A 23,916-nucleotide genomic window follows, 5' to 3' on the forward strand; every position below is an offset into this window, starting at 1 on the left:
CAGCCTTGGCACCTTTTTTGTAATTATTCAAAAAAAAAAGGACTAAATTTACAACAAGATAGCATAAAATATGGACGATAATTTTTCACCAAAAGTTAGAGATGTAATTGCTTTCAGTAAAGAAGAAGCACTAAGATTAGGGCATGAATTTATTGGGACAGAACATTTAATATTAGGATTGATTCGAAAAGGAGAAGGAAAAGCAATAGAGATCTTAACTGCATTTGATGTAGATACTACGTTGTTGCGAAAAAAACTAGAACAACTGAATCCTGTAAATCCTGCATTTACAGAGACTTCAGAAAAGAAAAGCTTGCATTTAACAAGACAAGCAGAAAAGGCGCTTAAAACTACGTTTCTAGAAGCGAAACTATATCAAAGTGAGTCTATTGATACGGCTCATTTGTTATTATGCATCCTTAGAAATGAAAATGATCCTACAACAAAACTAATTCAGAAATACCATGTAAATTATGATGAAGCAAAAGCTTTGTACAAACAATTACATGTAGATGATACTGCTGAATTACTAAATAACCCTGTCGCGGAAACACCTTCTGACGATGAGTTTGAATCAGAAAAAACAAATCCGTTTGACCAACCTCAAAAAGGAAAATCTATTAAAAAATCGAAAACACCTGTTTTAGATAATTTTGGTAGAGATTTAACAGCTTTGGCAGAAAATGGCAAACTAGATCCTGTAGTGGGCAGACAAAAAGAAATTGAAAGAGTTTCGCAAATTCTAAGTCGAAGAAAAAAGAACAACCCAATGTTAATTGGTGAACCTGGTGTTGGTAAATCTGCCATTGCAGAAGGTTTGGCTTTAAGAATTGTAGAGCGTAAAGTTTCTAGAATTTTGTTTGACAAACGATTGGTTTCTTTAGATTTGGCAAGTTTGGTTGCAGGCACAAAATACCGTGGGCAATTTGAAGAACGTATGAAAGCATTGATGAATGAGCTTGAAAAGAATGAAGATATCATTCTTTTTATTGATGAAATTCACACCATTGTGGGTGCCGGTGGTGCAACGGGCTCTTTAGATGCTTCGAACATGCTAAAACCTGCTTTGGCTAGAGGTGAAATACAATGTATTGGTGCTACCACTTTAGATGAATACCGTCAGAATATTGAAAAAGATGGCGCTTTAGAACGTCGTTTCCAAAAAGTGATTATCAACCCTACAACGGTTGAAGAAACCATTCAGATTTTAAACAATATCAAAGGTAAATATGAAGAGCATCATCATGTAAATTATACAGATGAAGCCATTGAAGCTTGTGTAAAGTTAACCAATAGATATATGACAGACAGGTACCTGCCAGACAAAGCCATTGATGCTTTAGATGAAGCGGGTTCTAGAATTCATATTACAAATATTGTGGTTCCAAAACAAGTTTTAGAATTAGAGGCGCAGTTAGAAGTGATTCGCGATCAAAAGACAAAAGCAGTAAACGGACAAAAATATGAGGAAGCAGCAAAGTTAAGAGATGATGAAAAAAACATGGAAGCTGCCTTAGATTCTGCTCAGAAACAATGGGAAGATGATTCTAAATTGAATAGAGAAGTTGTCACGGAAGACAATGTTGCAGAAGTAGTTTCTATGATGACAGGCATTCCTGTAAATAGAGTCGCGGAAGCAGAAACCCATAAATTACATGAACTTCCTCAATTAATTAAAGGAAAAGTAGTAGGACAAGATATTGCCGTTACCAAAGTGGTAAAAGCCATACAGAGAAATAGAGTGGGTTTAAAAGATCCTAACAAACCCATTGGTTCTTTTATTTTCTTAGGACAAACAGGTGTTGGGAAAACGCAATTGGCAAAAGTGTTAGCTCGTGAATTATTTGACTCTGACGATTCTTTAATTAGAATTGATATGAGTGAATATATGGAGAAGTTTGCGATTTCTCGTTTAATTGGAGCACCTCCAGGATATGTGGGGTACGAAGAAGGCGGTCAGTTAACAGAAAAAGTAAGAAGAAAACCCTATTCTGTAATTCTTTTAGATGAAATTGAAAAAGCGCATCCAGATGTATTTAACATGTTGTTACAAATTTTAGATGACGGACATATTACAGACAGTTTAGGTAGAAAAATCGATTTTAGAAATACCATTATTATTATGACTTCTAATATTGGTGCACGTCAACTAAAAGATTTTGGTGGTGGTGTTGGCTTTGGTACTTCGTCTAAAAAAGAACAAGCAGATGCGCATGCAAAATCTGTTATTGAAGGTGCTTTAAAGAAATCTTTTGCACCTGAATTCTTAAACAGAATCGACGATGTAATCATATTCAACGCACTAGAAAGAGATGACATTCACTCAATTATAGATATTGAATTAGATAAGTTATTCCATAGAATTTCAGATTTAGGCTATACTCTAAATTTAAGTGAAAAAGCAAAAGATTATATTGCTGACAAAGGTTTTGATAAGAAATATGGCGCAAGACCACTAAAAAGAGCCATTCAAAAATATATTGAAGATGCCTTGGCAGAAGAGATTGTAAATTCTAAACTTTCTGAAGGCGATACCATTACTATGGATTTAGATGAGCAAGAAAACAAACTGACCATCAAAATTAAGAAAGGTAAAAAGAAAGAAGAATCTCGAACAGAGACAAAGTCTTAAAATTTAAGAAATCCCAAATGAGAATTTGGGATTTTTTTTATTTTTGATTTAAAATTTTAGAGGTCAGTAGTTAAATACACACTAAATTCAAGTTTTAAAATACTGTTTATTAAGTGTTTGAGTTATTCGTTATTGTCCGTTCGAGACCCGAGAAAAAAATTTTTATCAAGCGATTGGAATGACCTAATGTCTCCTCGAGCGCAGTCGAGAGGTTAAAGAAGGTCTCGACTGCGCTCGACCAGACATATATTAATAATTTGTAAAACAGTAACTTACAAGCTACGTCAATGGTAGCATTACTAAAATGAAAATGTATTTTCATTGAAAGTAGCTAGCAAAGCTATCGAGAACTATTGGTCTGCTTTATATAGGTTTCGACTGCGCTCAACCAGACATAGTTAGTTGATTATTGTTTTTAATAAGTAACTACTGACCTCTATAAAATTGATCCTATGAAAAAGATACTTTTCACGCTGCTTATCTTTACAACAGTAAGCATAAAATCACAAAATAAAGTTATTAAAGCGAACCCGCTTGGTTTGGCTTTTGGAATAGCTAATGTCGGTTTCGAATATTCAGAAAGAGAAAATCAATCTACCACTTTTTCAGTACTCTATTATTCTAAATCTGACCTTAAAGGTTTTGGTGTTGGTTTAGAAAAAAAGATTCTATTTTGATACAAATGAATCTTTAAAAGGATTTCATGCGGGTCCGAGTGCTGGATATTTAAATCTAAGCAATCGATCTAAAAATGGCATAACTGTTTTTAGTGTTGGTGCAGAAATTGGACATCAATGGTTTTTAAGCAAAAACTTCACAGCAGACTTATTTACTGGAATTGCATTTTTAACGGGTATACAAGAAGAAACCCTCTCCATTGGTATAGGCCTATCTGTTGGTTACGCTTGGTAAAGTTGTTTTATTTTAACTATTTTTTAAAACTATTAAATTCTATATTTGCGATTGATTTTCAAATAACAATCTATTCAAATGAAAAAATTAAGCCTACTTCTTTTTACCATTGTACTCATGAGTGCTTGTACAAAAGAACATTCTAAAGAATACATCACTTTTCAAGGAAAGTTAGAAAATAATAAAGATTCTGTTTTAACCGTAGCTAGCAGAACTGGTATTATAAAAACAATACAAATAAATGAAGACGGAACTTTTAAAGACACTTTAAAAGTAGCCAAAGGAGATATCTATACCTTTCAAACGAGCAATGCTAAAAGAGCGCCAATTTATTTAAAAAATGGTTTCGATCTTCAATTAACAGGAGATGCAGAAGATTTTATGACAAGTTTTAAGTACTCTGGAGAAGGAGCTGAAAACAGTAACTTTATGATTGCGCAAATTAAAGAAAGTCAGCACCTTGGCAATCCTTCTTTACTATTAGATCTTGAAGAAGAAGCGTTTAAAAATAAATTAGAAGCTATTAAAAAACGATATGATAGTATCTTAAACTCTTATCAAGATATAGACAGTTCTTTGGTTAGCATGGCGAATCAACAAACTACGCAAATGATGAATTACTTTACTCAAACATACGCGAGTAATAAGGGAATGGCTAAAGGAACTCCTTCACCAAAATTTGAAAACTATGTTGATTTTAAAGGAGGCAAAAAGTCTTTAGATGCTTTTAAAGGGAAATATGTATATATAGATGTTTGGGCAACTTGGTGCGGGCCTTGCATTCAACAAATTCCTTATTTAAAAGAATTGGAAAAAGAGTATCATACTAAAAATATAGAATTCATTAGTCTTTCTACAGATGAATCTAGAAGAAGTGGTGGCTCTTGGGAAGCTGCTGAAAAAAAATGGAGAGATTTTGTAAAAGCAAAACAATTAACAGGCACTCAATTATGGGCAGGACAAGATTTTTCTTTTCAACAAGCTTATCAAATCAATTCTATTCCGAGATTTATTCTAATTGATCCTCAAGGAAATATTGTAAATGCCAATGCACCCCGACCTTCAGACCCAGAATTAAAGGAAGTCTTTACTTCTTTAGGGATCTAAAGTAGATTGATAGTTTTTGCAAGATCTCAAGCAAAACTTACAACATAAAAAAAGCGAAATTCAATTCTGAATTTCGCTTTTTTTAATTTATCTGTAGTTGAATACTTATTCTTTATAAACACCCATATTTGCATACTTCTCCATTCTTTTGGCAACCAAATCTGTCTCTGACAAATCTTTCAATTCGTTAAAAGCAGCTACAATCTGATTTTGAACAACTTTAAAAGCGCCTTCTCGATCTGTATGTGCGCCACCAATTGGTTCTTTTATAATGCCATCAATTAACTTCAACTTTTTCATATCGTTTCCAGTTAATTTTAAAGCTTCCGCTGCTTGCTCTTTAAATTCCCAACTTCTCCATAAAATAGAAGAACAAGATTCAGGAGAAATCACGGTATACCAAGTGTTTTCCATCATGTAAACCCGGTCTCCTACTCCAATTCCCAAGGCACCTCCAGAAGCTCCTTCACCAATAACAACTGTTATAATGGGCGTTTTTAAAATGGTCATTTCAAAAATATTTCTGGCAATGGCTTCGCCTTGACCACGTTCTTCTGCTTCCAAACCAGGATACGCTCCTGGAGTATCTAATAAGGTAACCACAGGAATGCCAAATTTCTCTGCCATTTTCATTAAGCGTAAGGCTTTTCTATACCCTTCAGGATTTGCCATCCCAAAATTTCTATATTGACGTGTTTTTGTATTGTAGCCTTTTTGTTGGCCAATAAACATATAAGATTGGTCGCCAATTTTACCCAAACCACCAATCATGGCTTTGTCATCACCTACACTTCTATCTCCATGAAGTTCCATAAAGCTATCTCCACAAATGGCTTTGATATAATCTAATGTATAAGGTCTATTTGGGTGTCTAGACAATTGAACACGTTGCCAAGGTGTTAAATTTTTATATATACTCTTTCTAGACGCTTCTAGTTTCTTTTCTATTTTTTTGCAAGTTGCGGTAACATCTACTTCACTCTCTTCACCAATAATCTGACATTTCTGTAGTTGATCTTGCAACTCTTTTATTGGCATTTCAAACTCTAAATATTCCATATTATAGTGCTTTGATTTTAGTTATTTGTAAAGACAAACATACTATAAAATTTACTTTCTCAGGCAAAATAGATTTACTTTTTTCGCTTTAACTTTTGTTGAAACTTTCCTTTTATGGCAGTACTATTTTTTATAATTCCGTTTAATAATACCACAAAGAGTACCATAAAAGCACCTAGATAAAAGGTACTACTCATCTTTTCTTTTTCACCAAAAATAAGCAATGCTAAAACAATGGCATAAATGGGTTCTAAATTAATGGTAAGCATGACTGTATAGGGAGATAAATATTTCATAATTTTTACAGAAACAATAAAAGCATAAGCTGTACAAATACTACTCAATACCACTAAATACAACCAATCTGAGATTGGTATCTGGAAGAAACTTGCAGAAAAGCCATTGTTAAACAATAGATAAACACTCACAAAAACAACCCCAAAAAGTAATTGATAAAATGAAATGGTATCCGCTTGGTATTTTTTAATAAACAAACCATTTAAAACTGCAAATACAGCACCTGAAAAAGAGGCTATCAAAGCATATATAATACCAAGTTTATATTCCGTTTCAAAATTAAAAATAATGTACAAACCAGCAATAACTAACAGCCCCAAAAATATTTCTATTCCGTTTATTTTTCTTTTAAAAAAAACAGGCTCTATTAAAGATGTAAAAAATGCACCCGTGCTCATGGTTACCAAAGCAACTGAAACATTAGATACTTTTATTGCTTTAAAAAAAAAGATCCAATGTAATGCTATTACGATTCCGGTAAAGAAAAATTTTAGGAGTCCCTTAACATCTATTTTAAATGATTTTTTCTTCAACAGAAAATAAATGCCAATAAACACAACAGCCAAAAGCATTCGATACCAAACTAACGGAATTGCATCAATTGTTATTAAAGCGCCTAAAATTGCGGTAAAACCCCAGATAAAAACAACGAGATGAAGTAAGAGGTAATTTTTTATTTTACTTTCTTGCATTAAAGTATAGATAAATAGCTAAACTGCCAAACATGATGTTAGGAATCCATACATAATTTAATGAGTTTACGCCTGCGACAGAGCCTAAAACCTCACCAATTTTCATAAAGAAAACATATAAAAACATAATACCAACACCTATGGCTAAATTTACACCAGTACCTCCTCTTCTCTTTCTAAATGCCAAAGCAACAGCTATAATAGTAAGAATATAAGAGGCTATTGGTAAACTTGTTCTTTTGTATAGCTCAACTAAATAGGCATTTAAATTCTTAACGCCTCTTTTTTTAGAAAGGTCAATAAATTTAACCAATTCATTGGTTGGCATTTCTTGGGCAAATGCAGATTTATAAATTAAATCTCGAGGTGTAAAATTAAACACCGTATCTATTTTATTGCCAGAAAAAATACTGTCTCTATTTTCAAAAATTAAGCGTTTTCGCCACCGTGTTAAAGCGAATGTAGAGTCTTTTGTATTGTACCTTAAATTATCTGCAAAAAGTTTAGATTTTAACTCTAAACCATCATAGGTTTCCGAAGTAAAATCATATCCAGAATTTGTTTCTGTATTAAAACTTCTTATAAAAATATAAGTACTATCTGTAAGTTGTAAGCTAAAATCGGAAATATATTTTAACTCATTTTTTTGTTTTGTATTGCTTATATATTTTTTTTCAAACGCTTTTCTTACTTTACTACTCTTAGGCACAACATAGTGGTTCATTCCTAAAGAAACTAGTGTGATTAAAGTTGCTCCAATAAAATATGGATACAAAAAGCGTGTAAAAGAGACTTTCGCATTTGTTATGGCAATTATTTCTGTATTGTTAGAAAGTTTAGACGTAAACAATATAACGGCAATAAATAATGCCAAAGGCATAAAAGTATTGGTATAATAAATAATGAAATTTAAATAGTAATCATTTAAAATTTCTTCTAACCCCAGGTTTGGATGTTCTAAAAAATTATCTACTTTTTCAGAAACATCGATAGCTATTGCTATTGGAATTAAGATTAATAAGGTAAACAGAAATGTTACCAAAAATCGTTTTAATATGTACCAATCTATAATTTTCATAAAACTGTGCTAAGAGCCCATCCTAAATCCTTCCCCAAGAAGGACTTTTGCGAAGTAACATTTTATTTTTTTATTTTTCTTATATATTCGTTTCTATTAAACTAACGCTACTTTCTCCTTTGGGGAAATGTCTAAAGGACAAAGGGGATTTTAAAGTCGCTTATCCATTTGTTTGACCATTTTATCTTTCCATTCTCTAAAATCTCCTGCTAAGATATGTTTTCTAGCTTCTCTTGTCAACCAAACATAAAAACCAAGGTTATGAATAGATGCAATTTGTTTTCCTAGCATTTCTTTGGCTGCAAATAAATGTCTTAAATAGGCTTTTGAATACATGGTATCTACCCAAGTAATGCCCATATCATCTATTGGAGAAAAATCGTCTTCCCACTTTTTATTTTTAATATTGATGCTTCCATGTGCTGTAAACAACATGCCATTTCGTGCGTTTCTAGTGGGCATTACACAATCGAACATGTCTATACCTAATGCAATATTTTCTAAAATATTTATTGGCGTTCCTACGCCCATTAAATAACGAGGTTTGTCTTCTGGTAAAATTTCTGTAACAATCTCTGTCATTGCGTACAATTCTTCAGCTGGTTCCCCTACTGAAAGTCCGCCAATTGCATTTCCTTCTGCACCCGCATTTGCAATATATTCTGCAGATTGTTTTCTTAAATCTTTGTACGTACTTCCTTGAACGATTGGAAAAAATGCTTGTTCATGCCCATATTTAAAGGGCAATGTTTCTAAATGATTCATGCAGCGATTTAACCATCTATGCGTCATGTGCATAGAGCGTTTTGCATAATTATAATCACATGGATAAGGTGTACATTCATCAAACGCCATAATGATATCTGCACCAATTGTACGCTGAGTTTCCATGACATTTTCTGGTGTAAAAAAGTGCATAGAACCATCTATATGACTTTTAAACTTTACACCTTCTTCGTTAATTTTTCTTCTTCCAGAAAGCGAATACACTTGGTAGCCTCCAGAATCTGTTAAGATATTACGATCCCAATTCATAAACTTGTGCAAACCACCTGCTTTTTCTAAAATATCCATACCTGGACGCAAGTATAAATGATAGGTGTTTCCTAAAATAATATCAGGATTTATCTCATCTTTAAGTTCTGTTTGATGTACTCCTTTTACGGTTCCAACAGTTCCTACAGGCATAAAAATAGGTGTTTCTATTTCACCATGATCTGTAGTTATTACGCCTGCTCTTGCCTTACTTTTTGGGTCTGTTAATTTTAAGTCAAATTTCATTGTCGGCAAAGATACTACTAACAAGGGGTTTAAACCCCTTGTAAGAAAAATTATTCACTTAAAAAAAAAGGGTTGCGATTCGTTGCTGATTACCAACGTTTCTTTTTGGAAGAAAAGCTCGAGTTGTTTCTTTTACTTTTTGGTGATGATTTCCTAAAAGATGCACTTTTTTTATTGAAGTCGTTTTTAGTAGGTGCTTGTTTTCTTTTAGACTTTACTTGTTTTGGCTTTGGCGCTGTTGTTGAAGCTTCTTCGGTTTTAGAAGAAGTCGCAATCATTGTATTGATTTCTTTCATCTCTTCTTCTGTCAATTCTCGCCAATCGCCAGATTGTAAATAGCCTAACTCGACATTCATAATTCGAGTACGTTTCAGCTTGGTAACTTCATACTCTAAATATTCGCACATTCTACGAATTTGACGATTCAAACCTTGTGTTAAAACGATTTTAAAAATTTTATCACTCACTTTTTCTACCAAACATTTTTGAGTAACGACTCCTAAAATAGGAATTCCATTTCCCATTTTTTGAATAAAATCATCTGATATAGATTTATTTACAGAAACAAAATATTCTTTCTCGTGATTGTTTCCTGCGCGTAAGATTTTATTGACAATATCACCGTCGTTAGTTAAGAAAATTAACCCTTCAGAAGGTTTGTCTAAACGTCCAATTGGAAATAGCCTTTCAGGATAATTGATGTGTTTTATAATATTATCAGGCTCTCTTTCATCAGTAGTAGAAACAATACCAACTGGTTTATTTAAGGCGATGTATAAAACAGTATCTTTAGGTCTTACAACAGTTCCATCTAATTTTACAACATCTTTTTTGGCTACTCTATTTCCTAATTGAGTAGGTTTTCCATTGATAGTAACTCTACCTTCACTTATAAATTTCTCAGCTTCTCTTCTAGAACAAATTCCTGAAGAACTAATGTATTTATTAAGATTTATAGACTGTTGATTGTTGGTATCCAAAAGAGAAATATTTTACACCAAAAGTACTTATAAGATTGTAATTCTACTGTTTAAAAAGCTAAATTTATTTGAATTAATCTATTTTTCTTTTATCAAACCATTTCCCTACAAAGTTTAAGTTTAAAGTAATCTTATGAAAATTTTCTTCTATTAATTTATGCTCTAAGGTTCCTTCTTTTCCATAAGAATACGAAATATTTAAATTACTTCTCGTATGCTTTCCTAAAGGCAAACCTAAACCAGCAGACAGAAAGTAACTTTTTATTTGTTGATTAGATATTTGTAAAAAACCAGTATTATAGTTGGCTCCTATCCTATATTTTACATTGTTAAAATAGTTAATTTTATTCTTCGACGCTTCGTATTCTAGCCCAAAAGCATATATAGATTGATTTGTATACCGCTCATTATTTAACTTTTGACTTGTATCACTCCAAAATAATTTCTTATAATCGAAACTTGATGTAAAACTTTTATTTAAAACCGTAGTAAAACCTAATCCGTAAGCAGTAGGAAGTTCAAAATTATCTAATTCGTTTTCAACCTCCTCTTCAATAGTTATAGAAGTGCCGTTTGAAGAAGTTTTATATGAAGATCTTATTTGACTTCCCCTAAGTGATGTTGGCAATTCTAAAGTACCACCAAGCGTAGTTTTTATTCCTTTGAGACTAGGAAATGTGTATTGAAAACCTGTTTTTAATTGCACACCACCATAACTATTTTGATCGCTAATAGCAACATACGAATCTGTAAATAATTGATTCTCTTGATTGATAGCTCCAAATAGAAAAGAAAAATCTACACCAAGTGAAAGGTTTTTTAAGGCTTTGATTCCTGAAGAAATGTAAAATTTATTCAACCCGCCAGTACCGGTTATTCTTGTAATATAGGTATCTGTAGAACCTTCTATTGCATTTTCTATATCTACATTATAACCTGTTTTTGTATAAGGCAATAGTCCTATACCCATACCCCAATTGTGTTTTATTGGAAAAGCAATGGCCACATGAGAAAAATTACCATTATTGGTTGTTTCACTTAAGGTGTTGGTTTTTAAAGTAGCATAGATGCCGTTAATCCCAAATTCATATAAGAAAGATCCTTGTATCATGTTTCCTAAATTGGCAGGATTAAAAATATTTATTTCGAATAGGTTCTTTTGAGCAATCCCAGTGTTTCCTAGAGCTGTTAAGCCTGCTGTTCCGGTTTTGTTTTCTACACCTAAACCAAACAAAGAATAAGGTGTGTTTGTATTATTTTGTGAAAAAAAACTACTGATGGAAGCAATGAACAATAAAACTAAATTTTTTTTTAACATCTTCATTAATAATTTAAATATTTTACTGTTAATTTTATTTCGTTTTCTGTATCGTTCTGAATAACTAAGTTTTTAACAATGCTATTGTAATCACTAAACTGAATCATAATTGCATAATTTAAATCTGCTTCCGTTTGTAATATTTCTTCAACAAAACCACTTAAATCGATACTATAATAGGTATTCGAATTAAACTCATTACCCTCATCATTTAAAACTGCATTCACAGCATTACCATCAATATCTGTAAGCTCATTTAGTATTCTGTTTTTATGATCTACGATGTAAACCAATAGTGCATCTTCTAGTAAATCGCTATTGCTACTATTTGAAGGTATAAAAGTTAATTCTGCACTTAGTACAGTACCTGTATTTGAAATTTCTGTTAGTTTTTTTATGGATGGAATTTCTATTCTAGAAGAAATACCCGTTCCTCCTTGAGTAAAAATTAAATTGTTGGTATTGGTACTTTGTTTAATGTCTTCTCCATTTTCAAAATCGCCTAATAGGGTTGCTGTGACATTTGAACTAATTTCATTGAATTGATTTGCTTCACTAGTAATCGTAAAATCTATAAAATAATTATTGTCTTCATTGTCATCATCTTTTACGGTGTAATACAATCGCATTCTAGAATTGCTAGCTGTAGTTTCTGCTGTCAAAGTATGAAACCCTAAAACATGGCTGTCTAGAGTAGTATCTGGTACAATAGCAATTCCTTTAAAATATTGTAAAAAATCATCTGAACTATTGATCTCATTATCTATAATTTTATCAAATATTTCTTCCCCTAATGCATCTTTTATAGGAATGTATAAAGAATCTGTACTTTTATTGGGTCTGGGTGTAAAGCTTAATGACCCTAATGATTCTGAATCATAATTTAACGAAGAAGTATTGTAGAAATCAGTTCCTTCCTCTGGGACTATCGTTTGGCTTACTCTATGAACAGTATAGGTTTGTATTTTTGTAGTATCTCCATAGTAATAAGTATCATAGTTTAAAATGATTCCTATAGAATCATAAATAGCATCAGTATCTAAAGAAAAGGTATTGGTAGTTAATTGAAGGTAAGATTTTGCTGTTAAATGCCCTAGATGATCGTCTATTAAACTGCCTAATAAAATACGATTTGTACTTGATGTGGGTAAAGAGTCTAATTTAAAAGTTCCTGCTTTTATAGCAAATGTATCTAGCAACCTTATTTGTATAGCATTCTCTATAAAATCACTTCCAACTTCATACGTTGCATTTTCTTCTGAAGAACAGGAGACAAACAAAAGAACACCTAAAACACCTATAATAAAATACCTCATTTTACTTTTTAAAGCAAAAGTATTAGGCAGGTTATCACAAAAAATCATAAAATATACAAACAGCACTTTTTCATAGACTTACTAGCAAAAAACATCTCTAAATCTAATAATTACTACATTTTGAGAAAATTAACATTTGATTTACACGGTTATCTATAAAATATACCTGTTTGTCTATTTCGTACTAATTTACATTTTAATAGCTTCTAATTTTGTTTGATAACTAAGGAAATGAATAAATTAAACAGAATGAAAGAAGCAAATTTGATACAAAAAAGTAAAATTTTATTTTTAGTCATGTTCGTATCTATATCTTTTATAGGATGTAGCGATGATGACGATGATGCATACGAATATGGGAACTGGGTAGAAAGTTCAACCTTTGATGGAAACTCAAGAGCAAATTCTATCAGTTTTACCATTGGTACAAAAGGATATTTAGTAACAGGCTATGATGGCGATGATTACTTAACAGATACTTGGGAGTATAATTCTGATGAGGATTATTGGACTAGAAAAGCAGATTTTCCTGGAGTAGGAAGAAGTGGTGCTGTAGGATTTACCATTAATGGAAAAGGCTATCTTGGAACTGGTTATGATGGAGATGACGAACTGAAAGATTTTTGGGAGTACAATCCAACTACAGACACCTGGTCACAAAAAGCAGATTTCGGTGGCACGGCAAGGTATGGAGCCATAGGATTTTCTATTGCAGGAAATGGATATATTGGAACGGGCTATGATGGAAGTGAGCAAAAAGATTTTTGGAAATACAATGTGGCTACAGATACTTGGGAACAATCTGTAGGTTTTGGTGGAGAAAAAAGACAGGGTGCTTCCGTTTTTGTAATTGATGAAATTGCCTATATTGGTTTAGGAATTCATAACGGAGCTTATGAAGAGGATTTCTACTCTTTTGATGGCACTAACTGGACAAGATTAACCGACTTAGATGATGACGATGACGATGATGATGATTATGAAATTCTATTAAGTAGCGGAGCTTCTTTTTCTCTAAATGGAAAAGGATATATAACTACAGGAATTGCTGGCGCCATAACAACAGAAACTTGGGGATATGATCCTGCAACAGATACTTGGGAAGAATTACCTGCCTTTGAAGGTTCTGCAAGACAAAATGCCAATACCTTTACTTTTGATGCTAAGGCGTATGTATTAATGGGTAGAAGTGGTAGCTACTATTTTGATGATGTTTGGGAATTTAGACCTGAAGAATTAGAAAATGAAGATGATTAATTTTTCAACTAAATAACTCTTTTGTAAATGATAAAAAATAAATTTCTCTTTAAGTCAATTTATTTTTATTATTTTTTTTTAAGAAAAATACAACAGTCTTTTGGGAGTATTTTAAGAATCAAACTCTATAACATTGTACTTTATAATAGAAAATAAATTGAATATTTATCATAAGAAAATAGCAAGTTTAACTGTTCATATACTAGTATGGATTATTTTTTTTGCGATTAGTGCTTCTCCGATCTATTTAAAAATTGGGAGTGTCCCTAATGATTTCTATTTTAAATTCAGTGTATTTTTTATCACTTTTTATTTAAACTATTACATCCTTGTCCCTAAAATTTTTCTTAAGAAAAAATTTTTATTCTATATAATTACCGTTTTAGTACTTAGTATTTCTTTTACTTTATTCTTAGAATTTGTTATTGCCAAGCCTTTCAACATAAATCCACCAAATGGATTTCGAGAATACAAACCACAAGGTTTCCCTAGGATGTTTCCAAAACCAAGAGGCAAAGGTTTGTTCTTTTTTAAAACTTTACCCATATTTGCCCTCTTATTGCTATTTTTTACACTTAGTACAAGTATAAAACTAGGTATAGAGTGGTATCGAACAGAAAAAGAAAGAGTTTTAATAGCATCTCAAAAAGTAAGTTCTGAACTCTCTTTTTTAAAAGCACAATTAAATCCACATTTTTTATTCAATACTTTAAACAGTATTTATGCTTTAGCGAACAAAAAATCAGACAATACTACAGAAGCAATTGTAACGCTATCTGAATTAATGCGCTATATAATTTACGAAGCAAATGAAGACACAGTATCTTTAGAAAAAGAAATTGAACATATTAAAAACTACATCTCATTGCAGTTACTTCGTTTGAAAGATTCTAGCGGAGTAAGCGTAAATATTCACGGGAATTTAAACTACAAAATAGAACCCTTACTCTTAATTTCTTTTATAGAAAATGCTTTTAAATACGGTACCAATTTTAATGGAAAAACAGACATAAAAATAAAAATAATTATTGAAGATAAGACCTTACATTTATATGTTTATAATACTTCTTCCCACCAAAAAACAAAAAAAGAAAATTCAGGAATAGGATTAGAAAATATAAAAAATAGATTGAACTTGCTGTATCCGAATGCGCATACACTCGATATAAAAAGTGATAAAAAATCATATACAGTTAATTTAATTTTAGAATTGAAAAACAAGCAGATATGAGATGTTTAATTATTGATGATGAACCGCTTGCTCTTGAAGTACTAGAAGATTTTATATCTAAAATTTCTTTTATAGAATTAGTTGCCTCTTGCTCTAGTGGTTTTGAAGCAACAACTATTTTACAAGAACATCAAATAGATTTAATTTTTACGGATATTGAAATGCCAGATTTTTCTGGAATAGATCTTATTAAATCTTTAGATCCAAAACCTATGTTTGCTTTTACAACAGCATATTCACATTATGCTGTAGAGGGTTTTAATTTAAATGTTATCGATTATCTTGTAAAACCAATACCATTTCATAGATTTTTAAAAGCAGCTACCAGAGCTCAAAATTTATTAAATTTAAAGGTAGAAAAAGAGACACCAAGTGTGCATCGGGAAATAAAACCTGAATTTATTTTTGTAAAATCTGAATATGAAAATTTAAAAATAAGTTTAGCAGACATCAAATATGTAGAATCTTTAAAAGATTATATTAAAATTTACACCCATAAAGAGAAGCCTATTTTAACGCTAAGTAGTCTAAAAAGTTTTGAAGAAAAAATAGGGAACTCAAATTTTATTCGGGTTCATAAATCCTTTATTGTTTCCATTAAGCATATTTACTCTGTACAACGAAATAGAATTATTATTGATGGTAAATGGATTCCTATTGGACTAAATTATAAAGATGATTTTATTAAAAAGATTGACAGTTAATTTTACAATTCTATCGTTCTAAACGTCAAATTAATTCTAGGTGTCAAAATCTTTTTAGTAGGTGGCAATCGATGCAACCAATGAGACTGCGTGTTTTCTTTCATTACTAGTAAGCTTCCTCTTTCTAATACAATATCTATTCGTTGTTTATTTTCTTTGTGTTTAAAGGAGAATTTACGCGCTGCTCCTAAAGATATTGAAGCAATCGCGCCATTTTTCTTCAACATTTTTTCTCCGTCTGAATGATACGCCATTCCTTCATCTCCTGAGTGATATAAATTTAGGAGACAAGAATTGTAGGTTTCTCCACTTTCTTTTTCAACAATTTCTTTTAATGCCAACAGCTCTTCTGTAAAGATACTTGCCGTTTTAGTTGTACCTGAATATGTATATGAAAATTCAGCATTTCCGTACCAAGCCACTTTTCTTTTCGTAATTATTTTCTTGCCGAAAATAATAGCCTCATCGTTTTTCCACTGAATGGTATTCATGAACTTCTCATAATAAAAATCACATTGATTTTTATTTAAAACAATACCGTGATAATTAGTAACCCCATCAAAAGGTAGAATATTTTTTACTGTTTCTGAAGCGAATAAATCCATACATTAAAAGTACAAATTAAACTTGAAATAACTATTTTTAGATTTTATTAAATAGTAATTTTTGGTATTGATAACATGTCTAACTATTTCCAATCCTATTGCTGTAATGTAGGTTAGAGTAACTAGCAAATAGTAGGTATATAAATCTAAAAAAGTTATGAATATTCATAAACTAAATTTACCCGTTGTGCATTTTGATAAATTCTGTCAATTCGAGTGAATTTCACGATTGAAATAAGTGAAATTTGTATCGAGAATAAGAATTTTCGTTTCTAAACTAGTTCTCGATACGATTTTTTTATCAAAAAATCACTCGAACTGACATTTTGGAATATATTTAACTCAAAATGCACAACGGGTTAAATTTAATATTTTGTACGTAACATCATTACTTAACCTAGAAAAGCGCTTACAATTAATAGTTTTTGCTGAAGCAACACTTATCGTTTTGAAATGAGTTACGAATGAATTATCTGTATTTGTTTCAATAACTTGAGTAAATAGAAGGTTAATTTTGCTGAATTAGCGCAATGGCTTGTTCAGCAAATCTTTTTCCTAAAATTTTATATCCTTCTTCAGACAAATGCAAATCGTCTTCTACATATTTGCCTTTGTTGTCTAAACCAGTATTTAAATCATCAGTATTTATAAATGCGAAATTTGGATTCGAATTCGCCACTTTTTCCTGAATAATTCTAATTTTTGTCCAATGCTTCCAGTTTTTATTCTCCATATCAAAATCGCTTAATCTGCCAATTATAAAATTGATATTGTCTCGTTTTAAATCATTTTTTAATTGTTGATGCAATCCTAATAAACTATTTTCATAAACAGTTGCAAATTTTTGTCTGGCATCTCTTTCACCCTGCATCTAAATAAAAGTAATCGATTTTATTTTTTTATTTTTGATAACATCTCTTACTTTTCTCAACAACTTATTATACAAATTTCCACGAATAGTAGGGATATCTCCATCTGGCGATTCCCATTTTTTATACCATCTTCTTATCGATTGAGACCCTTTTGCATCTTTTACAATAATAACGTTTTCAGCCCCAAAATGTGATTCTAAAATGGGTGTAAATGATGTTTTCACATCCATTCTTACCATATTAGATTAACCAGAAAGGATAAATAAATGGTTTCCTTTTTCTTCTGTTTTACAGCATAAAAATACTACTAAAGAAATTAAACCAATGCATATAAGAAAAATTGATTTCATCATTTATTTATGAACTATTTTATATTTATAAATTCTCTAACTCCAAAAGTCCAAAAGAAGTTGGGGTATGAAAGTTAGGTGTTTCTGTATTTGGGTTTATCCACGTAATCCAAGTTGGTTGATAGCTTTTATCTTTTGTTTTATTATATTTTGCTCTGTAAATTCCTGTTTCAATACTATTATCTTTTAGTACATTTAAATCTCTTAAAGATTGAAGAGAAATAACAATTTCTACAATATAATGGTCTTGATGTATTGATGATTTTACTGCAATCTGATTTTGAGCCCAATTCCAATTAAAATCGAATTTCTTATTTGGTTGTGCTTTAAAATCCATAATTCTTGATGTTGGATCTATTTCTAGACAGTAGTATGGATTTAGAGAAGCATCACTTCTAAAAAATAATTCTACTCTGTCAGAATTATTAATGCTCTCATTTTTATTTGCTGAAGAATGAATGTACGTTTGAGGATCATCAACTTTAAATTGAAAAAAGATATTTTCTGAATTGTGAATTGCCTTAAATTCAGTTTTATTTATAGGTCGATTGTTCCAAGGACAAGAAAAATTGGTCAAACTATTTGCTGTTTTCCAAATTATATTCTTATCGTCTCCAGTAATTTGTACGTTTTTATTATTTACGTTTTTCACCTTGTAGGTATTCATTATAGTTTGAATTAAGGTAATTGAATCACTTTAAAATTTTCAATACGCAAGTGGTTGTTAACTGTTCTAAATCCAAAGTAACCACTTTTATAAGGTTCCATATCGTTCATTTTAAAAATGATTTCTCCATCTCTTGCGTAGCTTGTAAAATTGTCTTTTACCACAATTTCAATCTGCATTTTTTTGTTGGCCGTAATCATAAATTTTTTATCAGATAAATCGTGTTCTGGTAATAATGGTCTATCAATACTTCCATTATACCTTCTAAACCTTGTTTTGGTATTATGATGCCCACCGTAACCTACATAGTATAGTGTTAAATGATGATAGTTAGAAAAACGACCTGCTCTTTTTTTAGCATCTTTAAAAAAATCATCTGGATTTTTAGGATCAGTCGCCATCCAAAAACAGTTCATATCAGAAACTCTATCATACTTACCACCTTCGTCTATGATTGTAATTTCGTATTGAATTTTTATGTTTCCTTCTAGTTTATTTTTAAACCAAATGGTGCAGCCTTTTGCATCAATAATTTCGAGTGTGTTGTTTTTAAAGATTGATGTACCTTTTGGTTGTTGTTCTACAACCCAGTTTCTAGACGTATTTAAAACATCTTTGTAGCTAATTTTTTCTGATGCCGAATTGCATCCAAAGAAAAATAAAAGTATTAAAAAAAAGGGAAAATGATAAATTCTAAACATTGTTTTACACATCTAAATTATTATAACTCATAATTTTTACGAACTATATCTTGTGAAAATAAAGCATATATTGTTGTCAAAAAAGAAATTGAAAGAAGTAAATTCTTACACCTCATCTTAAATTTTAGTTTATGGTTTTTAAAGTTCCTGTAAAACTTAAATATAGCAATTTATTTGATTTTATCTTAAGGAAAAGTTACATACAAATAAATTTGTTTGTTTGGTTTCTAAACAAAAATATTTTCTAATGCTTTTTGCTAGCTTGCAATCTAGTTGATTGTTTTCTGTATCGATATCTAATGTCAATCTGTCTTTATCTATAAATGCGCAGATATCATAAACAGACAATAATACCTAAAACTTAATAAAAACATATTGACAATGCGTCAATATCATCAGTAATGTGTGTGTTTTTAATTTTAGGCACCATCGTTAAAGATAGAAGTCATCTTGACTTTTTTTTGATAAAAATAAAAGGGTTGTAGATATTTGTGTTGCGAAACATAAAAATTACAACCCAGTGTACTAGGTACTCGACAAAGATATGATAGAATTAGAAATAGTTCCCTATTTACCATTGCCAAAAAGAGGTTTTAAATCTAAAGCACCTCTTTGTGAGATTGTTAACGCTATTCTCTATAAATTAAAACAGGGATTCAATGGAAATATTTACCTGTTGAAACGTAACCCTCCGCCCAACTGCACTCCATTAAAAAAAGGAATCATTTTAGTGAGCTGTTTTCCAGTTTTCAGGAAGAAGCTTTTGGAAAAAATAAATAAAAGATATCTTGTTAGAAATATATTTTTTGAGTGAATTAGCGTATAAAATAAAACTTCACTTTAGATTAGGAAAAGTAAAATAATGCTTTGATATACTTTGAATTCATCCATCTAATAAAGAAAGCTTCATTAAGCTAGATATTTTGATATAAGAATTATATAAATGCCTTTTGATAATAAATTACATTATATACAAACTTCTAATTTGTACAGTTTACTAAAAAATGTATAAAAGCTTCAAATTTATAAATTTGAGGCTTTTATTAATTACAAATTAATTTTTTACTGCCACTTTTAGTTTAGACATTTCAAATGATCTATTCTTTCATAACTTTTTTAGTTGATAACTTGCCTTTAAAATCTAATATTTTGACAATGTACATACCTAACGATAAATTACTCATATCATAGTCTCCATTATTATTTATTTTAACATTTCTTGTTACATCTTTTCCTAAAATATTATAAAATACCACATCCTTAATACTATTATCACTATAAGCCTTGACTTTTAAAATACCTTCTGTTGGATTTGGGTAAACTGAAATAGTTTTATTTAATTCAAATTCATTAACACTTAAAGGGTTTCCATCTGTAAAAGTAAAATTATCAACATAACCAAACAAATCAGTATTATTAAGAACTAAACCTGCAGGGTCATTTTGAAAACCTAAATCTCCAAGAAAAATAATAGCTGAAACTGTAAGTCCAGAAGCTCCTCCGTCTAAAGGGAAAATTAAATTTTGCCAGCCACCTGCATTTAGATCATAAGAGTTAAGTGCTCTAACGTCTCCACTTCCATCTACCCCTGATGAAGCAGCATTAAATCTAACTGAAACATCTGGTTGAGCAGGATAATTAACCATAATATTTAAAAACTTTGTTTCTCCAGAAGCAACAACATAAGGAGTTGCTAAATCAAAAGCAATTAACTCATACCAAAGAGATGTTGTTCTTCCAATCTTTGCAACTTTAGCAGAAGTGTTATTTCCCATATTAGCTGGGTTATCCACAACGGAAACCTGTGCCCCATATCTTTGAACTAATACCGGAGAACTTGCCTCAAAATCATTAACTACAGTTTGAGCATTTAACGCCCAAAAACTATAATTTATGAAAACAATTAAAAAAGTAATTTTTTTTATCATAATAATAACATTTTATATATTTAATTATAAAATTAATAATTACTATTGTAAAAAAAATAGATGATAGTTTTAATTATATAGACAAAAACACTTTAAAGTTTATGAATTCAAAAATTTGAGCTATTCTTTATAAATATCATTTGTAGAGAAACTACTTTTATTATTTTTTAAGTTAATATTTTCTAGATCTTTAGCTTTTAATGATTTTAATGGAGCAAATTCATCAGACACCATATATTCCAATAAGCTATATCTTAATTGTTTTGCAACAGGTCTTTTCTCTAAATTTGAAATCAAATCTATGGACGAAAATAATAGTTTTCCTTCACCTATTTTAGTTTCAAAAATATTTGATAAATGATGATTTGTTACAAAGTTATCAATCACACGCACTATAGGATCTACTTCTAAATTATCTATAATAATGGATTTAGAGTTCATACATAAATCCCACCATTGCCAATCGCTATGATAATCTGTTGGAAAATTATTGAATGCTAGATTCTTTTCATCTAAAAGAATACCCATTGTTGCTGGCTGATTTGGAAAATGGACAGGACTCCAAAAAACAGGGACAAACCTACCTTCTATTCCATCTAAAGTCTTTGGATTTGGACTTAACAATACTTTTTTACCTTTTTTTAATAAATTTAAAGCTTCTTTAATTGATGCCGTAACTACAATTCCTTCTCTAGACGTTGGTACATTTTTTGGATACACCCAAATGTTCCAACTATTTGTGTATTTAGTATTTATTAAATTTACGGTTACAGTTAATTTTTTAGCTTTTTCAAATTCGATTGGAAAATTAATTGTTCCTAAATTAATGTTGTTACCAATCGTTAAATTTACATCAGTAATTATTTCTTTTTTGATGACTGTATTTACTTCATCAATAATTAAACATTCTATTGTTTGATTTGTTTTTTCTTCAAAAAAGTTCGCAATTTCTACAGAAGCCGTAAACGTTTCTCCAGTTTTATAAGTCGCTTTTTCAAATCTAATTAGTGGAACTACTTCACTATTAAATTCACTAAATTTTTCTGCGGATATAATTCCTTTAGATTCCCAAAAAGCATTTAATAAACCAACCAAAGCGGTTCCTTGACCAGGAAAATCTTGTAATTGCAATAACTGAAAACCATCAAAACTTGGTGTTTTTAAAGCACGTTCAATTTCTTCTTTATACAACAAAGCCGCTAATTTACCAGAGGCATTTGTAAACTTTGGAGCCCATTCTAAAAGTCCTTTCTTTTCTAAATCGTTTTTTACTGCTTTAAAGTTTAAAGGGTTTAAAACTCCTGTATATTTTTTAATTTCACTCATATCTGGATATATAGAATATTGTCCGATTTCATGAGAAATAAGTGGAATATTTATGTGGGCTGCGCCAGAGGTGTAATCTGCATTAAAATGTGGAGGTATAGTATTGAATATTCCTTGTCCACGAATCCATCCTTTATCTGTCCATTGTGCAATAAAAAATTCATCTTGTTTTTCTGGTCTCGTACCCGTTGGTTGCTGAAAAGAAAATGCGGTTGTCGCATATAAATGTCTATTATCTATTGGTTTTAATTCAGCAACCATATCATTTAATACACTAATATCACCTTGTAATTCATTTCCCATTGCCATAAATATAAATGAAGGATGATTCCCATAATCTTTAAGTATCTTCTTTGCTTCTTCTTTTAAAAACAGGGTTGTATTTTCATCTTCGCCTACTTTTAAACTCCAATGTGGTAATTCTACTTGGTAATAAAAACCTGCTTCGTCTGCAGCTTCAAATGCTGCTTTTGGCGGACACCAAGAGTGAAAACGTAAGTGATTTAATCCATACGCTTTTGCTTGTGCAATTAGTTTTGCCCATTCTTCTTTTTTTGTTGGTGGATACCCTGTTAAAGGAAAAATTACACATTCTAAATTTCCTCTCAAAAAAATACGTTTGTCATTCAAAGTTAAATTCCCCTCTTTATTTCCAACATATTTATATCCAAATCTTGCAGTTGTTTTTCCTGCTATTGTTTTTATTTCTACATCATATAAATTAGGATTGAATTCATCCCAAAGCTTTAGATTATTAGGTTTATCAATTTCAAAGGTTAATGTATTATTTGCATTTTTTACAATACTAACTTTTTTATTAAAAATTTCATTACCATCTGTAGAAGTAATAATACAGTTTACTTGGTCTTCTTTAAAAAAAGGCTGTTGAAAACTAATTTTTAACTTATTAAGTTTCTTGTCTGGATATATTTGAAGATTATCTGGAGTATTTTTATTTGATGCTTCTAACATTATATCACCCAAAATACCATTCCATTTTATTTGTGTATGATTGGTATAGGCATGTGCCATATCTTGGTTTACCTTATCAGGATATTTGTTTCCAGCAACATTTATAAAAGGGAATTTATTAGAGTTATCTATACAAATAGTTAATAAATGTTTTCCAGGTGTTAGGTATGAGGTTAAATCATAATCATGACTAGATACTAAACTATTAGCAGTACCTACCAATTTACCATCTATATAAACAGTAGATTCCCAAATAATTCTTTCTAGTTTTAAATCTATATCTTTTGATTGCCAAGAAGTTGGAATTTCAATTTCTTTTTGATACCAAGCTTTACCAATATATTGATGTTTTCTAGTAAGATTAGACATTACATAATTATTAATGGCAGGCTCTAACGTAATTGGAGTTCCAATTTCAGCATCATCTAATGTACCTGGTAAGTTTATATTCTTTCCAGAAAACTTATTTACAGCCCAGTCTTCATCAACCCCTACATTTGTGGAATCTAATTTAACATGCCAACCACCAGCCAAAGATATAGCATCTGTGTCCGAATTTGAACAACTATAAATAACTGTTAATAAAATAAATATTGAGCGAAATAGTTTCATATATGTATTAGTTTTAATG

Annotated in this window: 20 protein-coding genes and 1 pseudogene; 7 read left to right on the forward strand and 14 right to left on the reverse strand. The window is 30.6% G+C overall.

Annotated features, from left to right (window positions below; translation table 11 throughout):
* The first annotated feature begins 70 nt into the window (after nt 1-70).
* The 3 genes from Q0998_RS00205 to Q0998_RS00215 all read left to right on the forward strand — a co-directional run bounded on the left by Q0998_RS00205 (nt 71) and on the right by Q0998_RS00215 (nt 4,651).
* Nucleotides 71-2,632, forward strand: a complete 2,562-nt coding sequence (locus Q0998_RS00205; protein ID WP_299664555.1) for an ATP-dependent Clp protease ATP-binding subunit — start codon at nt 71-73, stop codon at nt 2,630-2,632.
* 452 nt (nt 2,633-3,084) lie between these two features.
* Nucleotides 3,085-3,309, forward strand: a complete 225-nt coding sequence (locus Q0998_RS00210) for a hypothetical protein (RefSeq protein ID WP_299664557.1) — start codon at nt 3,085-3,087, stop codon at nt 3,307-3,309.
* Between the two features lie 313 nt (nt 3,310-3,622).
* Complete coding sequence (locus Q0998_RS00215) at nt 3,623-4,651, forward strand: TlpA disulfide reductase family protein (protein ID WP_299664560.1); 1,029 nt, start codon at nt 3,623-3,625, stop codon at nt 4,649-4,651.
* A 105-nt stretch (nt 4,652-4,756) separates the two neighbouring features.
* Here Q0998_RS00215 and Q0998_RS00220 read toward each other — a convergent pair whose 3' ends face one another.
* From Q0998_RS00220 to Q0998_RS00250, 7 genes are all read right to left on the reverse strand, one after another.
* A complete protein-coding gene (locus tag Q0998_RS00220) occupies nt 4,757-5,710 on the reverse strand; it encodes an acetyl-CoA carboxylase carboxyltransferase subunit alpha (protein ID WP_299664563.1) in 954 nt (317 codons plus the stop codon).
* Nucleotides 5,711-5,784: 74 nt separating this feature from the next.
* Nucleotides 5,785-6,699 carry an EamA family transporter gene (locus tag Q0998_RS00225; protein WP_299664565.1) on the reverse strand — a complete coding sequence of 305 codons (915 nt, stop codon included), beginning with the start codon at nt 6,697-6,699 and terminating at the stop codon, nt 5,785-5,787.
* On the reverse strand, nt 6,686-7,777 hold the full coding sequence (locus tag Q0998_RS00230; protein WP_299664567.1) for an LptF/LptG family permease: 1,092 nt from the start codon (nt 7,775-7,777) through the stop codon (nt 6,686-6,688). The genes Q0998_RS00225 and Q0998_RS00230 overlap by 14 nt, the downstream gene beginning before the upstream one ends.
* Before the next feature lie 150 nt (nt 7,778-7,927).
* Nucleotides 7,928-9,058: a tRNA guanosine(34) transglycosylase Tgt gene (gene tgt / locus Q0998_RS00235; RefSeq protein ID WP_299664569.1), complete on the reverse strand. Its 1,131-nt coding sequence runs from the start codon at nt 9,056-9,058 to the stop codon at nt 7,928-7,930.
* 89 nt (nt 9,059-9,147) lie between these two features.
* Nucleotides 9,148-10,038: a 23S rRNA pseudouridine(2604) synthase RluF gene (rluF, locus tag Q0998_RS00240; RefSeq protein WP_299664572.1), complete on the reverse strand. Its 891-nt coding sequence runs from the start codon at nt 10,036-10,038 to the stop codon at nt 9,148-9,150.
* Nucleotides 10,039-10,111: 73 nt separating this feature from the next.
* Nucleotides 10,112-11,356: a hypothetical protein gene (locus tag Q0998_RS00245; RefSeq protein ID WP_299664574.1), complete on the reverse strand. Its 1,245-nt coding sequence runs from the start codon at nt 11,354-11,356 to the stop codon at nt 10,112-10,114.
* Between the two features lie 5 nt (nt 11,357-11,361).
* Nucleotides 11,362-12,672 carry a DUF4270 family protein gene (locus Q0998_RS00250; protein WP_299664576.1) on the reverse strand — a complete coding sequence of 437 codons (1,311 nt, stop codon included), beginning with the start codon at nt 12,670-12,672 and terminating at the stop codon, nt 11,362-11,364.
* Nucleotides 12,673-12,921: 249 nt separating this feature from the next.
* Here Q0998_RS00250 and Q0998_RS00255 point away from each other — a divergent pair, with 249 nt between their 5' ends.
* From Q0998_RS00255 to Q0998_RS00265, 3 genes are all read left to right on the forward strand, one after another.
* Nucleotides 12,922-13,929 (forward strand): galactose oxidase, encoded by a 1,008-nt coding sequence (locus Q0998_RS00255; protein WP_299664578.1) that lies wholly within the window; start codon nt 12,922-12,924, stop codon nt 13,927-13,929.
* A 133-nt stretch (nt 13,930-14,062) separates the two neighbouring features.
* Nucleotides 14,063-15,160 carry a histidine kinase gene (locus Q0998_RS00260; RefSeq protein WP_299664579.1) on the forward strand — a complete coding sequence of 366 codons (1,098 nt, stop codon included), beginning with the start codon at nt 14,063-14,065 and terminating at the stop codon, nt 15,158-15,160.
* Nucleotides 15,157-15,864: a LytTR family DNA-binding domain-containing protein gene (locus Q0998_RS00265; protein WP_299664580.1), complete on the forward strand. Its 708-nt coding sequence runs from the start codon at nt 15,157-15,159 to the stop codon at nt 15,862-15,864. Before Q0998_RS00260 ends, Q0998_RS00265 begins: the two co-directional genes overlap by 4 nt.
* A 2-nt stretch (nt 15,865-15,866) precedes the next feature.
* On the opposite strand, the gene Q0998_RS00270 is transcribed toward Q0998_RS00265, so the two are convergent.
* From Q0998_RS00270 to Q0998_RS00290, 5 genes are all read right to left on the reverse strand, one after another.
* Entirely contained in the window at nt 15,867-16,469 is a 603-nt protein-coding gene (locus Q0998_RS00270; RefSeq protein WP_299664581.1) for an alpha-ketoglutarate-dependent dioxygenase AlkB, read from the reverse strand.
* 508 nt (nt 16,470-16,977) lie between these two features.
* Nucleotides 16,978-17,340 carry a sialate O-acetylesterase gene (locus Q0998_RS00275; RefSeq protein WP_299664583.1) on the reverse strand — a complete coding sequence of 121 codons (363 nt, stop codon included), beginning with the start codon at nt 17,338-17,340 and terminating at the stop codon, nt 16,978-16,980.
* On the reverse strand, nt 17,341-17,571 hold the full coding sequence (locus Q0998_RS00280; protein WP_299664585.1) for a hypothetical protein: 231 nt from the start codon (nt 17,569-17,571) through the stop codon (nt 17,341-17,343). It abuts the gene before it with no gap.
* A 145-nt stretch (nt 17,572-17,716) separates the two neighbouring features.
* Nucleotides 17,717-18,358 carry a carbohydrate-binding family 9-like protein gene (locus tag Q0998_RS00285; protein ID WP_299664587.1) on the reverse strand — a complete coding sequence of 214 codons (642 nt, stop codon included), beginning with the start codon at nt 18,356-18,358 and terminating at the stop codon, nt 17,717-17,719.
* Nucleotides 18,359-18,369: 11 nt separating this feature from the next.
* On the reverse strand, nt 18,370-19,059 hold the full coding sequence (locus tag Q0998_RS00290; protein ID WP_299664589.1) for a DUF6250 domain-containing protein: 690 nt from the start codon (nt 19,057-19,059) through the stop codon (nt 18,370-18,372).
* A gap of 544 nt (nt 19,060-19,603) precedes the next feature.
* On the opposite strand from Q0998_RS00290, the pseudogene Q0998_RS19360 reads away from it, so the two are divergent.
* Nucleotides 19,604-19,740, forward strand: a pseudogene (locus Q0998_RS19360) (transposase); the annotation flags it as partial.
* A 416-nt stretch (nt 19,741-20,156) separates the two neighbouring features.
* On the opposite strand, the gene Q0998_RS00300 reads toward Q0998_RS19360, so the two are convergent.
* Together Q0998_RS00300 and Q0998_RS00305 are read right to left on the reverse strand one after the other, a co-directional pair.
* Nucleotides 20,157-20,987: a T9SS type A sorting domain-containing protein gene (locus tag Q0998_RS00300; RefSeq protein WP_299664592.1), complete on the reverse strand. Its 831-nt coding sequence runs from the start codon at nt 20,985-20,987 to the stop codon at nt 20,157-20,159.
* Nucleotides 20,988-21,107: 120 nt separating this feature from the next.
* Nucleotides 21,108-23,897, reverse strand: coding sequence for a sugar-binding domain-containing protein (locus tag Q0998_RS00305; RefSeq protein WP_299664594.1), 2,790 nt, complete (start codon nt 23,895-23,897; stop codon nt 21,108-21,110).
* Nucleotides 23,898-23,916: the final 19 nt, after the last annotated feature.

The sequence above is a fragment of the uncultured Polaribacter sp. genome, from assembly GCF_947501385.1.
Lineage (GTDB): Bacteria > Bacteroidota > Bacteroidia > Flavobacteriales > Flavobacteriaceae > Polaribacter.

Coding starts and splice junctions, on each gene's coding strand:
- Q0998_RS00205 (WP_299664555.1), top strand. CDS start 71: ATGGACGATAATTTTTCACCAAAAGTTAGAGATGTAATTGCTTTCAGT.
- Q0998_RS00210 (WP_299664557.1), top strand. CDS start 3,085: ATGAAAAAGATACTTTTCACGCTGCTTATCTTTACAACAGTAAGCATA.
- Q0998_RS00215 (WP_299664560.1), top strand. CDS start 3,623: ATGAAAAAATTAAGCCTACTTCTTTTTACCATTGTACTCATGAGTGCT.
- Q0998_RS00220 (WP_299664563.1), bottom strand. CDS start 5,710: ATGGAATATTTAGAGTTTGAAATGCCAATAAAAGAGTTGCAAGATCAA.
- Q0998_RS00225 (WP_299664565.1), bottom strand. CDS start 6,699: ATGCAAGAAAGTAAAATAAAAAATTACCTCTTACTTCATCTCGTTGTT.
- Q0998_RS00230 (WP_299664567.1), bottom strand. CDS start 7,777: ATGAAAATTATAGATTGGTACATATTAAAACGATTTTTGGTAACATTT.
- tgt (WP_299664569.1), bottom strand. CDS start 9,058: ATGAAATTTGACTTAAAATTAACAGACCCAAAAAGTAAGGCAAGAGCA.
- Q0998_RS00245 (WP_299664574.1), bottom strand. CDS start 11,356: ATGTTAAAAAAAAATTTAGTTTTATTGTTCATTGCTTCCATCAGTAGT.
- Q0998_RS00250 (WP_299664576.1), bottom strand. CDS start 12,672: ATGAGGTATTTTATTATAGGTGTTTTAGGTGTTCTTTTGTTTGTCTCC.
- Q0998_RS00255 (WP_299664578.1), top strand. CDS start 12,922: ATGAAAGAAGCAAATTTGATACAAAAAAGTAAAATTTTATTTTTAGTC.
- Q0998_RS00265 (WP_299664580.1), top strand. CDS start 15,157: ATGAGATGTTTAATTATTGATGATGAACCGCTTGCTCTTGAAGTACTA.
- Q0998_RS00270 (WP_299664581.1), bottom strand. CDS start 16,469: ATGGATTTATTCGCTTCAGAAACAGTAAAAAATATTCTACCTTTTGAT.
- Q0998_RS00275 (WP_299664583.1), bottom strand. CDS start 17,340: ATGCAGGGTGAAAGAGATGCCAGACAAAAATTTGCAACTGTTTATGAA.
- Q0998_RS00280 (WP_299664585.1), bottom strand. CDS start 17,571: ATGGATGTGAAAACATCATTTACACCCATTTTAGAATCACATTTTGGG.
- Q0998_RS00285 (WP_299664587.1), bottom strand. CDS start 18,358: ATGAATACCTACAAGGTGAAAAACGTAAATAATAAAAACGTACAAATT.
- Q0998_RS00290 (WP_299664589.1), bottom strand. CDS start 19,059: ATGTTTAGAATTTATCATTTTCCCTTTTTTTTAATACTTTTATTTTTC.
- Q0998_RS00300 (WP_299664592.1), bottom strand. CDS start 20,987: ATGATAAAAAAAATTACTTTTTTAATTGTTTTCATAAATTATAGTTTT.
- Q0998_RS00305 (WP_299664594.1), bottom strand. CDS start 23,897: ATGAAACTATTTCGCTCAATATTTATTTTATTAACAGTTATTTATAGT.